Here is a 12,237-nt window from a genome sequence, read left to right on the forward strand (position 1 = left end):
AATGTTTAAAATGAATTAGTAGTTACTAGTAGCGGAGTGTTTATTTTTTTTGAATAATCAGTCAAATAGTTTTCCCAATCTTCTTTCGAAGAAAATTGTTTGCTTTTTTTCCATCCAAAACCACTGTAAAAAATTACTTTTCCATCAACAACATTTAAATGTAGAAAATGATTGCTTTCGTCTTTTTTTGAAGTAACATATTTCTCTGAATCTGAGAAATAAGTTTTTGTCGTTACAATTCCTGTTCCTACTTCAGAATCATCTAAAGCTTCCCAATGGCTAACCCAAAAGTTTGCATCATTTTGGTTTGTAACTCCTTTTTTATTATGTAATGTTATTCCAGAAGAAATAGTTTCAGTTCCTTTCACATCAATTTCAAAACGTGTTAAGTTTTGACCATAATCTAAAGAAATGTGTTTGGTTTCATCAATTTGTTTTCCGTTAGCACTCCAAGTTGCATAGGTTAACACAAAACTTGTTCTTAAAGGACCAGTTGTAATTGTTTTATATGAAGTAAAGTTTTTAGAAAAATAGTAAGAAGTATCTACCTTTACAGCAGTACCGCCAATACCTCTGCTTACACCCACATGAAAATTATCTAAACCTTCTCCGTGATCTTTATGATATGCACCTTTTTTAACATCATTCCTTTTATACCAAGTATTAATAATAGGATATTCTACACGTTTTAACCAAGCATCAATTCCGCTAGACAATGTACCTCCTTTTACACCATCTTCTACCATTTTTTGTGCAACTGGCCCAAAAGTTCTAAAAGCAACTCTATTATTTTCCCAGGTATAATCATCTGTTCTCTCTGGTACAAAACGTGAATAGCAGTAATTAATTACTGAGTCTTGTTTTTTATCAGAAATTGATAACGTATATGTTTTTGTAGCATTTGCTTTAATTGATGGTTGAAACAAAATCACATCATTTATACCATCTAAATCTGTGTCTACTATTTGCGATGTTAATTGTGTGTTTTCTTCATCTAAAACAATCAAATCGGCAACTTTTTCTTGTGTAATTTCAGAAATATCAATTTCTACAGTTTCAAATTCTCTATCAATATTTAAAGTGTTTTTTATTTCGATTGTAGAAATTAGTTCTGTTTTTTTTTCACAATTGCTAAAAATGCTCGCTAGAAGACAGCAGATAATTATTCGTTTCATACTATATATTAAAATATCCACAAGGCATTAAAACCTTGTGGAGTAAAGTTATTCTTCGTTTGATGGTTTACCTATCGTTGCTAAAATTCCGCCATCAACATACAAAATATGACCATTTACAAAGTCACTTGCTTTTGAAGACAAGAACACTGCTGCTCCTGCTAAATCATTAGGATCTCCCCATTTTTTTGCAGGTGTTCTGTTTACAATAAAGTCGTTAAAAGGATGACCGTCAACACGAATAGGTGCTGTTTGAGAAGTTGCAAAATATCCAGGTCCAATTCCGTTTACTTGAACACCAAAACGAGCCCATTCTGTAGCCATGTTCTTGGTTAGCATTACCAAACCACCTTTTGCAGCAGCATAAGCTCCAACAGTATTTCTACCTAATTCGCTCATCATAGAACAAATGTTGATAATTTTTCCTGCTTTACGCTTCATCATTCCTTTGATAACGTGTTTAGAAACAATAAAAGGACTAACTAAATCAATATCTATAACTTGCTTAAAATCTTCAACTTCCATTTCTGCAAGAGGTGTTCTTTTAATGATTCCTGCGTTGTTTACCAAAATATCGATGCTACCAACTTCAGCTTCAATTTTGTTGATGCTTTCTATCACTTGAGCTTCATCAGCAACATTAAATTTATAACCAACAGCGTTTATACCTTCTGCTTTGTACAATGCAACTGCCTTGTCTATTTTTTCTTGTGATGAATTTCCGTTTACAACAATTGTAGCTCCTGCTTTACCCAATCCCATAGCCATAGACATTCCCAATCCATGAGTAGATCCTGTAACCAAAGCTACTTTTCCTGTTATATCAAATAATGTTTGAGACATATTATTATCTTAAATCTGTAATTTTTGCAACATCCATATCATTGTAATCAAGATTTTCTCCTGCCATACCCCAAATAAAAGTATAATTAGAAGTACCAGAACCTGAGTGAATAGACCAAGGCGGAGAAATTACTGCTTCGTGATTTTGCATCCAAATATGACGTGTTTCTTGAGGTTCTCCCATAAAATGACAAACCGCTTGCTCTTCCATTATATCCATGTAATAATAGATTTCCATTCTTCTATCGTGAACATGAGCGGGCATTGTATTCCAAACAGAACCTTTTTTTAATTCTGTCATTCCCATTTGAAGTTGACACGTTTTTACAATTCCCCCAATAATCATTTGATTTACTGTTCTGTGATTTGCTGTTTCTAAACTACCTAATTCGATTTTATTGGCATCCTTTTTAGTAACCTGTACAGTAGGGAAAGATGTGTGTGCTGGTGCTGAGTTCATGTAAAATTTAGCAGGGTTTTTAGCGTCTACACTTTTAAAAACTACGTCTCTTACTTTAGAACCAATATATAATGCATCTTTATGGCTAAGTTTATATGTTTCGCCATCTACATAAATAATTCCGTCTCCACCTACATTAATTATACCTATTTCTCTACGCTCTAAAAAAAACTCTGATTTTAATGGATCGATAGTTTTTAACTTTAAATTTGAATCTGTAGGTACCGCACCACCTGCCATATAACGATCGTAATGAGTGTAAACCCATTTAACCTTACCTGGTTGAATTAAATCTGGTACTAAAAACTCGTCTCTTAATTCTTGTGTATCGTATTTTTTTACTGCTTGCGGACTCGAAGCATATCTTGTTTCGAAAGTTGTTGCCATTTTATTTTTTTTTAATTGTACTTATAATTTTATAACGAACGTCTAATACCTAGTTCTAAGCCTCTTAATTCAGCTAAACCTCGTAAACGACCGATACCTGAATACCCAGGATTGGTTTTCTTTTTTAAATCATCAAGCATTTTATGACCATGATCTGGTCTAAAAGGCATTCTTAAGTCTTGTCTTCCTGCTGCAATTCTTTTTTGTTGCTCTAAAATCAACGCTTTCATAACAGCATACATATCTACATCTCCTTCTAAATGATCTGCTTCATGAAAATTACCTTCTGCATCTCGTTTTGTTGCGCGTAAATGAATAAAGTGAATTCGATCTCCTAGACGCTCAACCATACCTGCTAAATCATTATCATCTCTAACACCAAAAGAACCTGTACAAAATGTCAATCCGTTATTTGGTGATTGTACGGCCTTGTATATATCTTCGATATCTTGTTCTGTTGAAACGACTCTTGGTAAACCTAAAATTGGAAATGGTGGATCATCTGGGTGAATACACATTAACACGCCTGCTTGTTCTGCTGCTGGAATAATTTCTGATAAAAACGAGAATAAATTCGCTTTCAATTCTTTTGGACCAATATTTTTATAGGTTGCTAAAATTTGATTGAACTCTTCTAAAGAATATCCTTCTTCAGCACCTGGTAAACCAGCAATAATATTTCTGATTAGTTTTGTTTGTTCTTCTTCTGATGAATTCTTGATAAACTCAGCCGCTTTTTGCTTTTGAGCATCAGAATATTCATTTTCTGCACCTGGTCTTTTTAATAAATACAATTCGAAAGCAGCAAAAGCAGCAGCTTCAAAACGTAATGCTGTAGATTGATCAGATACTTCATAATCTAAATTGGTACGCGTCCAGTCTAATACTGGCATAAAGTTATAACAAACAATGTCTATACCACACTTACCTAAATTTAAGAGCGTTTGCTTATAATTATCGATATATAATTGATAGTCTCCTGATTTCGTTTTTATATTTTCATGAATTGGTACAGATTCTACCACAGACCAAGTCAAACCAACATTTTCTATTGCTTGTTTTCTTTTAATAATTTCATCAACTGTCCAAACTTCTCCATTCGGAATATGATGCAGTGCAGAAACAATCCCTGTTGCTCCTGATTGTTTTATGTCTGATAAAGAAACCGGATCGTTGGGCCCATACCATCGCCAAGTTTGTTCTAAATTTTGAATCATTTCTTATTTATAAAAGTTAAATTATAGTTTATTAAACTCCACTATATGCAGAAAAACCTCCATCAATAGGAATTACAATTCCGGTAACAAAAGAAGAAGCATCGTCACATAAATATAAAGTTGTGCTAATTAAATCTTCTGGCTTACCATAACGTTCCATAGGAGTTTGATCTATAATTTGCTGCCCTCTTTTGGTTAAGCTACCATCTTCATTTGTTAATAAAGCACGATTTTGATCTGTTAAGAAAAACCCCGGAGCCAAAGCATTTACACGAACACCTACTTTAGAAAAATGTACCGCCAACCATTGTGTAAAATTAGAAATAGCCGCCTTTGCACCACTATATGCTGGTATTTTTGTTAAAGGTGTATACGCATTCATCGAAGAAATATTTAATACAGAACAACCTGTTCTACCAACCATATCTACAGCAAAAACCTGAGTAGGTATTAATGTTCCTAAGAAATTTAAATTGAATGTAAATTCAATACCTTTTGGATCTAAATCAAAAAAAGATTTAAAACCTTCAACTGTATTTTCTAAATCTTCCATTGCAAAAAACGGGTTAGATGTTGTTCCTAAAGGATGGTTACCTCCTGCCCCATTTACTAAAATATCTACTTTACCAAAAGTGTTGTTTATTACTTCTTTAGCTTTTTGTAAAGAATCTTTTTCTAACACGTTAGCTGAAACACCTATTGCCTCGCCACCAGCATCTTCAATTTCTTTAGCAACTTTATTTGCTGCTTCCTCTCTTAAATCTAATACAGCTATTTTATTTCCTTGCTTTGCAAGTGCTTTTGCCATTGTGCTACAAAGAACACCTCCTGCTCCGGTTAATACAATTATTTTGCTCATTTATAAGTAAATCTTTTAATGAATTATTTTAATTAAGTAAAGTTAATTAAGTAAGATAATTAGTATATCCTGTACTATCTTGTATTGGTTCTTTTATCTTATTTTAATTATTTTTAGAAGAAATTTCTATAAGAAAACCAACTAAATAAAAAACTATAAACCAAAACCATAAACTAAAAATAAAAAGTTTTTATTCTTTTTTTTAAGATAACTTAGTCATTAAATTTTAAGCAAAAAAAAACCTCAACTTTAAAAGTTGAGGTTTTTTTTATGAAATTTTTCTCTTTAGATAAATATTATAAATGAGGCCTACTAATATTAAAAAGACTCCTAGCAAAGACCATAAATTGTAAACTTCATCAAACCATATACTACCAATAACTATCATTGCTATTACCTCTAAGTATTTTAAAGGCGCTACAAGGTTTGTTTCGTTAGACTGAAAAGCTTTGGTCATATACAGTTGTCCGATATAACCAAAAACACCCGAACTAAGTAATAAAAGCCACTGTAAATTATTTGGCATAATCCAATTATCAACAGACATAATACCTCCAAAAACAAAGGCCAAAATCATAAAATAATTTATAATTACTAAAGGATTTTCTGAATTACCTATTTTACGAATTATTACAAAAATTAAACCTAAAAATATAGCTGATGTTATGATTAATAATAACCCAATTGTATTTACATCTACACCAAATCCTTTTATAATTAATACCCCTAAAAACGCAATAAAAAATAGTAACCATTGTATTTTTTTTACTTTTTCTTTTAAAAATATTGCAGCAAAAATTGCAGCAAAAATTGGCGATGTATATCTTAAAGAAACGGCAGTACCAACGGCTAAATAATTTAATGATTGAAAAAAACAAGTAATCGAAATAACACCAAAAAAAGCTCTTAAGAATAACAATTTTTTATTATTTCCTAAAAATGATGTTTTCTGTTTTAAAATTAAAGGTATTGTAAAACACAAAGTACCTATTGATCTAAAAAAAACTACCTGATATACATTAAATATTGTAAGATATTTTATAATAGCATTCATTATTGCAAATGCAATAACACTAAATATCATATAAGAAATTGCTGAGTTATTTTTCATAAAAAAAGAACCCTTCAATTTTAAATATTGAAGGGTTTATATTTAAAAGATTAAAAATACTATTATTTTCTAAGTTCTTTAATAATATCTAAAGCACCTTTTGTTTTACTTTCTATTTTTTCATAATCAAAATTCCCATCTGCATCTTTTGCCATTAATTTAGAACCCATACCAACACAAGTTACACCTGCATTAAACCATCCTTCTAAATTTTCTTTTGTTGGAGACACTCCACCTGTTGGCATAATACTCGTCCAAGGTTGTGGTCCTTTAATACCTTTAACAAATTGAGGTCCGTAGATATCACCTGGAAATAATTTTACTATTTCGCAACCTAATTCTTCTGCTTTAGCAATTTCTGATAATGTACCACAACCAGGAGACCATAATACTTTCTTTCTATTACAAGCAATTGCAATGTCTTCTCTTAAAACCGGTGTTACAATAAAGTTTGCACCCAAAGACATGTATAAAGAAGCTGCTGCACCATCGGTAACAGAACCTACTCCCATAATCATTCCTGGTAATTCTTTTATTGCGTATTTTGTAAGTTCACCAAAAACTTCATGTGCAAAATCTCCTCTAGCAGTAAACTCCATTAATCGAGCACCACCATTATAACAAGCTTTTAAAACTTTTTTACTTACTTCTATGTCATTATGAAAAAATAAAGGAACCATACCTGTATCTTTCATTACTTGTGCCACTTCCAATCTTGTATATTGTGCCATTTTATTTCTTTTTTTTAATTAAAATTGAGTTCCTAAAACTACTTTCTTAAGAACTCAATTAAATTCAAATAATAATACTAATTTTTATCTAGCTACTCTACCAGATGCATCACCACCCATTAATTTTTCTACTTCGGCAACTGTTGCTAAGTTAGCATCTCCTTTAATAGTATGCTTTAAACAAGAAGCTGCAACGGCAAAATCTAATGCATTTTGATCATCTTCTGGATATTTTAATAATCCGTAGATTAAACCTCCCATAAATGAATCTCCACCACCAACTCTATCTACAATATCTGTAATTTGGTATTGACGTGTTTGGTATAATGTTTTACCATCATATAAAACTCCTGCCCATGTATTATGAGATGCAGAAATTGACCCTCTTAAAGTTGTAATTACTTTTTTAGCTCTTGGAAACTTTTCCATCATTTGCTCACATACAGATAAAAAAGCTTCTGCTTTTACGTTATGTCCTTCTGTTTGTACAGAGATTCCTTCTGGCTTAATACCAAAATGCATTTCTGCATCTTCTTCATTTCCTAAAACTATATCACAGTAAGAAGTTAACTCAGTCATAATTTTTTCTCTATGTGCATCATCACAAAATTTCCAAAGTTTTGCTCTGTAATTTAAATCTGTAGAAATCGTAATTCCTTTTGCGCTTGCAGCTTTTACGGCTTCTAAACAAACATCTGCAGAACCTTGCGAAATTGCTGGTGTAATACCTGTCCAATGAAACCACTCTACACCATCAAAAACAGCATCCCAATCGATCATACCAGATTCTATTTCTGCAATAGCAGAATGTGCTCTATCATAAACTACTTTAGATCCTCTTGATACTGCACCTGTTTCTAAAAAGTAAATCCCTAAACGGTCTCCACCCCAAACTATTTTATCAACATTTACACCACGTTTTCTCATCTCCATCATTGCACACTCACCAATATCATTTTTTGGTAAACGAGTTACAAAATCTACATCTACACCATAGTTTGCTAAAGAAACTGCTACGTTAGACTCACCACCACCATAAACAACATCAAAATTATTTGCTTGTGAAAACCTTAAAAACCCTTGTGGAGCCAATCTTAACATAATTTCTCCGAAAGTTACTACTTTACCCATTTTTACTGTAATTTTTTATTTAATTGTTAATTGCTTAAACGTTTAACCAATCTTTTAAAATAAAATCAAAATAGAGACTGCTAATAGTCTATTTTGATTATTAATATTATCGTTCTATATTTGCTTAAACGTTTAAGCAAATATAGATAAAATTTGAATAAAAAAAAGAAAACTACTATAAAAGATATTGCTAACGTGCTTAATATCTCTGCAGCAGCAGTTTCTAAAGCACTACATAACGATTCTAGAATTAGCGAAAAAACTAAAAAGGCAGTAAGACAAGTTGCCGAAAATTTAAATTATCAACCAAATCATTTGGCAAGTGCATTAAGAAGCGGTAAATCAAATTTGGTTGGCGTTATTGTACCTAGAACAAATAGTAATTTTTTCTCTTCTGTTATTCAAAATATAGAACATGTTTTAAACAGTAAAGGCTATAATATAATAATAACCCAATCTAACGAATCTTATAAAAAAGAATGTGATAGTATAGATACACTTCTTTTTACACAAGTAGATGGTATTATTGCTTCTATGGCCAATGAAACTGTAGACTTACAGTATTATGAAAAGATTAAATCTAAAGGAATACCATTAATATTGTTTGATAGAGGTGAGAACGATTTAAATGTAGATTATATTGGTATTGATGATTATAATAGTAGCCACGTAATAGTAGAACACTTGTTAGCACAAGGATGCAAAAGAATTGCGCATATAGGTGGTTACAAAAGAACAAGAATTTATAACAACAGAATTAGAGGTTATATTGATGCATTAAAAAAACACAATTTACCTTTGGATGATGAGTTGTTGATTGAAACGAATCTCTCTATTGAAAATGGAAGAGAGAAAATGCAAGAACTCTTAAAATTAAAAAATAGACCAGATGCAGTTTATGTTGCCGGTGATTATGCCGCTTTGGGTGCATTACAAGTATTAAATGAACAAGGTATTAAAATGCCAGAAGAAATTGCATTGGTTGGTTTTGGAAATGAACCTTTTACAGATATGGTTACACCTAGCATAACAAGTGTTAACCAACACAGTGAACAAATAGGTAAATTAGCTGCAGAAACTTTTCTAAACTACACTCATAAAAAAACGATTAAACAAGAATTAAGAAAACAAATTCTTGATGCAGAATTAATTGTAAGAAAATCTTCTAATAAAGTATAAACCTCCCTAAAATAAATTTTAGAGAGGTTTAAACTCAAATTCAAAAAAAATAATTTCTTAAATTCCTAAAGCTTGTCCACCACCAACTTGAATAGTTTCTGCTGTTAAGAAAGCTGAATCTTTACCTGCTAAGAAAGACACAACACCGGCAACATCTTCTGGTTGTCCTAATCTACCTAACATAATATTGTTTGCCCAAGAAGCAAAAACTTCTGGTTTTGTTGATTTAATTTGTGCGTGAAAAGGAGTATCTATAGTTCCTGGAGAAACTGCATTTACTCTAATACCATATTCTGCTAAATCTTTTGCTAAAGCTCTTGTTATTGCGTGTACACCTGCTTTAGAAGTACCGTAAATACCTGCTCCTGGTCCACCAGCATTCCAACCTGCATTAGACGTATAGTTGATAATAGATGCATAATCACTTTTCTTTAAGAAAGGGATAGCTGCTCTAGAAGCATAAAAAGTAGAATCTAAGTTTAAAGCCATTACAAACTTATAAAACTCTGTAGTCATTTCTTCGAAACGAGATCTACCACCTAAACCACCTGCATTATTTACAAGTACATCAATTTTACCATACTTTTCTCCTATTGCAACAATATTAGAAGTTACTGCATTTTCATCAGTTACATCAAAACCATAATATTCTGCATTGATACCTGCATCAGATAATTCTTTTAATCTTTGTGCACCAGCTTCATCATCAATTCCGTTTAAAATAACAGTAAAGCCATCTTGCCCTAATCTTTTTGCTACTTCGAAACCAATTCCTCCTGTAGCACCTGTGATTATTGCTACTTTATTATTTGCATTACTCATATTTTAATAATTTATTCTTTTAATAATTCTTTTTTAATTTTTTGTTTTTAGGGGTTCAATTTTAGGACACAAAATCCAAACGGCTAACAAAGCAATAATTGCTAATGCTCCACCTATTAAAAATGCCGGTGTATAATTACCTCCAGTGGTTAATAATGGTATTAATATGGTTAATCCAAAAGCTCCCAATTTCGCAGCTGTTCCTGCAAAACCAGATAAAGTTCCTACAACTTTACCACTAAACATATCACTTGGTAGAGTTTGTACATTACCTATAGCTACTTGAAAGCCAAACAATAAAACAGCCATAATTATAACTGCATTAACAGCAGTTCCTGGTGTTCTTAATAAAATAAAACAAGGAATCATCATTATACAACCTAAAGTTATTACCATCTTTCTTGTTTTATCTACGGACCAACCAGCTGATAATCTATTTTGAGCTATAAGACCACCTGCCCATGCGCCCAACATAGCACCTACATAAGGAACCCAAGCTGAAAATGCAATTTCTTTAACATCTAAACCAAAAACTTCGTTAAGATATATAGGAATCCATACTATAAATAGCCACCAAATTGGATCGATAGCAGCAGATGCTATAATAACACCCCAGCTTTCTTTTCTTTTTAATAATTCTGCAGTTGGCGGATTGTATTCTTCTATTAAATTTCCTTTATCATCTTCTATTCTTTGCCCCGTTAGAATATATGTTTTCTCTTCTTCTGTTAACCATGGATGTTTTTCTGGAGAAGATTTTACAATAAATAGCCATGGAACTAACCATAATAAACCTAACAAACCAACACAAACAAAAATAGCTTGCCAAGATAAATAAATCGAAAGAAGACCTATAATAGGGTATGCTACAATACCACCTACAGCTGCACCAGAATTAAATATACCTTGTGCTAAAGCTCTTTCTTTAGTAGGAAACCACTCTGCATTTGCTTTTGCGGCTCCGGGCCAATTACCAGCTTCTGCAATTCCTAAAATTGATCTAAAAACAGAAAAACTTAACACTCCTTGCGCGAATGCATGAATCATAGTTGCTAAAGACCAAATTCCTATAGATAAAGCAAAACCAATTCTTGTACCAATCCAATCAAAAATTTTCCCAAATATTGTTTGTCCAAAAGCATAAGACATAATAAATACAGCAGAGATAGTACCATATATCAATTTTGTTTCATCAGAAGTCATTTCTGGAAATAATTCTTTGGCAATATCTGGCCATAAAGCACCAAAAGCTTGCCTATCTATGTAGTTAATAACAGCTGCTAATGCCACAAGGCCTACAACCCACCATCTTAAACCTTTTACCTTCATTTTAGTTAGTTAATATTATTAAACTGTATTGGTTTACCAGTTTGGTTTACCAAATTTAAAGTTTTTATATGAGAAAATACTTATCTAAAATTTTTATTTTTAGATTAATTTAAAAAAATGATAAGAAAAATAGAATATATTGCTTAAAATTAAGTTGTTTGATAGCAATATTGATACAATTCTTTAAAATGATCCTTCATTTTTTGTTTTGCTAATTGTGTATCTTCACTTTTAATAGCATCAAATATTGCTTGGTGTTCTGCTATACCTCTTTGAGATAAATCTGAATCACAAACATGGTATTTTTCGAATTTTGTAATAATTTCTGGTGTAATAATTAACATAAAAGTATTCATGGTACTATTACCACTTGCTTTTGCAATAGCTAAATGGAATAACAAATCTTCTTGAACTGCATCTTCACCATTTAAAACTTTTTCTTTGTATGCTTGTAGAGCTTGCTCCATTTTTTGAAGATCTTCTTCAGTTCTTCTTAATGCAGCTAACTTTACAGTTTTTAATTCTAATAGAATTCTAGTCTCTACTAAAGATTTAAAATCTGGCTCATCTAAACGTAAGATGTCTTCTATCATACCATTCATAGCCGTAACACCAATATTTGCAACAAAGGTACCGCTCTGAGGCCTTGACTTTAACAATCCATAGAATTCTAATTTTTGAATAGCTTCTCTTACATTACTTCTACTTACTTCAAACTTTTCTGAAAGCATTCTTTCTGAAGGCAACTTATCTCCAGGTTCTAAATTCTTATAATTTATAAGGTCTCTAATACCTTTTATTATAAAATTTTCTACCTTTTTGTTTTCGTTTTTAGTAAGTACTTCTAATTTCATATTCAATGATTTAAATTAAAAAACTGGTTAACCAAATAAGTGGTATAAATATATAAAAACTTACTACACTACCAAACATATTAAGTTACATCTATGTGAAAGAATCAATTTCAATACTTTCAATACTATTACATCTTTT

Annotated in this window: 12 protein-coding genes; 1 reads left to right on the top strand and 11 read right to left on the bottom strand. The window is 31.5% G+C overall.

Features of this window, described 5'->3' with window-relative positions:
• Positions 1-5 precede the first annotated feature (5 nt).
• The 8 genes from B5464_RS06080 to B5464_RS06115 all read right to left on the bottom strand — a co-directional run bounded on the left by B5464_RS06080 (position 6) and on the right by B5464_RS06115 (position 7,914).
• Positions 6-1,175, bottom strand: a complete 1,170-nt coding sequence (locus B5464_RS06080) for a DUF4861 family protein (protein WP_079737634.1) — start codon at positions 1,173-1,175, stop codon at positions 6-8.
• A gap of 48 nt (positions 1,176-1,223) precedes the next feature.
• Positions 1,224-2,018, bottom strand: coding sequence for a gluconate 5-dehydrogenase (locus tag B5464_RS06085; RefSeq protein WP_077810507.1), 795 nt, complete (start codon positions 2,016-2,018; stop codon positions 1,224-1,226).
• A gap of 4 nt (positions 2,019-2,022) precedes the next feature.
• The gene (kduI, locus tag B5464_RS06090; protein ID WP_079737635.1) at positions 2,023-2,865 is read right to left on the bottom strand and encodes a 5-dehydro-4-deoxy-D-glucuronate isomerase; all 843 of its coding nucleotides are present in this window, start codon (positions 2,863-2,865) and stop codon (positions 2,023-2,025) included.
• A 29-nt stretch (positions 2,866-2,894) separates the two neighbouring features.
• Positions 2,895-4,082: a mannonate dehydratase gene (gene uxuA, locus B5464_RS06095; protein WP_079737636.1), complete on the bottom strand. Its 1,188-nt coding sequence runs from the start codon at positions 4,080-4,082 to the stop codon at positions 2,895-2,897.
• 31 nt (positions 4,083-4,113) lie between these two features.
• Positions 4,114-4,941, bottom strand: a complete 828-nt coding sequence (locus B5464_RS06100; protein ID WP_079737637.1) for an SDR family oxidoreductase — start codon at positions 4,939-4,941, stop codon at positions 4,114-4,116.
• 268 nt (positions 4,942-5,209) lie between these two features.
• Entirely contained in the window at positions 5,210-6,052 is an 843-nt protein-coding gene (locus tag B5464_RS06105) for a DMT family transporter (RefSeq protein ID WP_231963660.1), read from the bottom strand.
• 62 nt (positions 6,053-6,114) lie between these two features.
• The gene (locus B5464_RS06110; RefSeq protein ID WP_079737638.1) at positions 6,115-6,783 is read right to left on the bottom strand and encodes a bifunctional 4-hydroxy-2-oxoglutarate aldolase/2-dehydro-3-deoxy-phosphogluconate aldolase; all 669 of its coding nucleotides are present in this window, start codon (positions 6,781-6,783) and stop codon (positions 6,115-6,117) included.
• Positions 6,784-6,867: 84 nt separating this feature from the next.
• Positions 6,868-7,914 (bottom strand): sugar kinase, encoded by a 1,047-nt coding sequence (locus B5464_RS06115; protein WP_077810512.1) that lies wholly within the window; start codon positions 7,912-7,914, stop codon positions 6,868-6,870.
• Between the two features lie 153 nt (positions 7,915-8,067).
• Here B5464_RS06115 and B5464_RS06120 point away from each other — a divergent pair, with 153 nt between their 5' ends.
• Complete coding sequence (locus B5464_RS06120) at positions 8,068-9,093, top strand: LacI family DNA-binding transcriptional regulator (protein WP_079737639.1); 1,026 nt, start codon at positions 8,068-8,070, stop codon at positions 9,091-9,093.
• A gap of 57 nt (positions 9,094-9,150) precedes the next feature.
• Here the strand turns inward: B5464_RS06120 and B5464_RS06125 are convergent, their stop codons facing one another.
• The 3 genes from B5464_RS06125 to B5464_RS06135 all read right to left on the bottom strand — a co-directional run bounded on the left by B5464_RS06125 (position 9,151) and on the right by B5464_RS06135 (position 12,098).
• A complete protein-coding gene (locus tag B5464_RS06125) occupies positions 9,151-9,915 on the bottom strand; it encodes an SDR family NAD(P)-dependent oxidoreductase (protein ID WP_079737640.1) in 765 nt (254 codons plus the stop codon).
• Between the two features lie 33 nt (positions 9,916-9,948).
• A complete protein-coding gene (locus B5464_RS06130) occupies positions 9,949-11,244 on the bottom strand; it encodes an MFS transporter (RefSeq protein ID WP_079737641.1) in 1,296 nt (431 codons plus the stop codon).
• A gap of 149 nt (positions 11,245-11,393) precedes the next feature.
• Positions 11,394-12,098 (bottom strand): FadR/GntR family transcriptional regulator, encoded by a 705-nt coding sequence (locus tag B5464_RS06135; protein WP_079737642.1) that lies wholly within the window; start codon positions 12,096-12,098, stop codon positions 11,394-11,396.
• Positions 12,099-12,237 lie beyond the last annotated feature (139 nt).

Origin of the sequence: Polaribacter sp. KT 15 (assembly GCF_900143115.1) — a bacterium.
GTDB classification, from domain to species: Bacteria; Bacteroidota; Bacteroidia; order Flavobacteriales; family Flavobacteriaceae; genus Polaribacter; species Polaribacter marinaquae.

Excerpts from the sequence above, each read along its gene's own strand:
- kduI (WP_079737635.1), bottom strand. The coding sequence starts at position 2,865 with ATGGCAACAACTTTCGAAACAAGATATGCTTCGAGTCCGCAAGCAGTA.
- B5464_RS06135 (WP_079737642.1), bottom strand. The coding sequence starts at position 12,098 with ATGAAATTAGAAGTACTTACTAAAAACGAAAACAAAAAGGTAGAAAAT.
- B5464_RS06130 (WP_079737641.1), bottom strand. The coding sequence starts at position 11,244 with ATGAAGGTAAAAGGTTTAAGATGGTGGGTTGTAGGCCTTGTGGCATTA.
- B5464_RS06100 (WP_079737637.1), bottom strand. The coding sequence starts at position 4,941 with ATGAGCAAAATAATTGTATTAACCGGAGCAGGAGGTGTTCTTTGTAGC.
- B5464_RS06110 (WP_079737638.1), bottom strand. The coding sequence starts at position 6,783 with ATGGCACAATATACAAGATTGGAAGTGGCACAAGTAATGAAAGATACA.
- B5464_RS06080 (WP_079737634.1), bottom strand. The coding sequence starts at position 1,175 with ATGAAACGAATAATTATCTGCTGTCTTCTAGCGAGCATTTTTAGCAAT.
- B5464_RS06105 (WP_231963660.1), bottom strand. The coding sequence starts at position 6,052 with ATGAAAAATAACTCAGCAATTTCTTATATGATATTTAGTGTTATTGCA.
- B5464_RS06125 (WP_079737640.1), bottom strand. The coding sequence starts at position 9,915 with ATGAGTAATGCAAATAATAAAGTAGCAATAATCACAGGTGCTACAGGA.
- uxuA (WP_079737636.1), bottom strand. The coding sequence starts at position 4,082 with ATGATTCAAAATTTAGAACAAACTTGGCGATGGTATGGGCCCAACGAT.
- B5464_RS06115 (WP_077810512.1), bottom strand. The coding sequence starts at position 7,914 with ATGGGTAAAGTAGTAACTTTCGGAGAAATTATGTTAAGATTGGCTCCA.
- B5464_RS06085 (WP_077810507.1), bottom strand. The coding sequence starts at position 2,018 with ATGTCTCAAACATTATTTGATATAACAGGAAAAGTAGCTTTGGTTACA.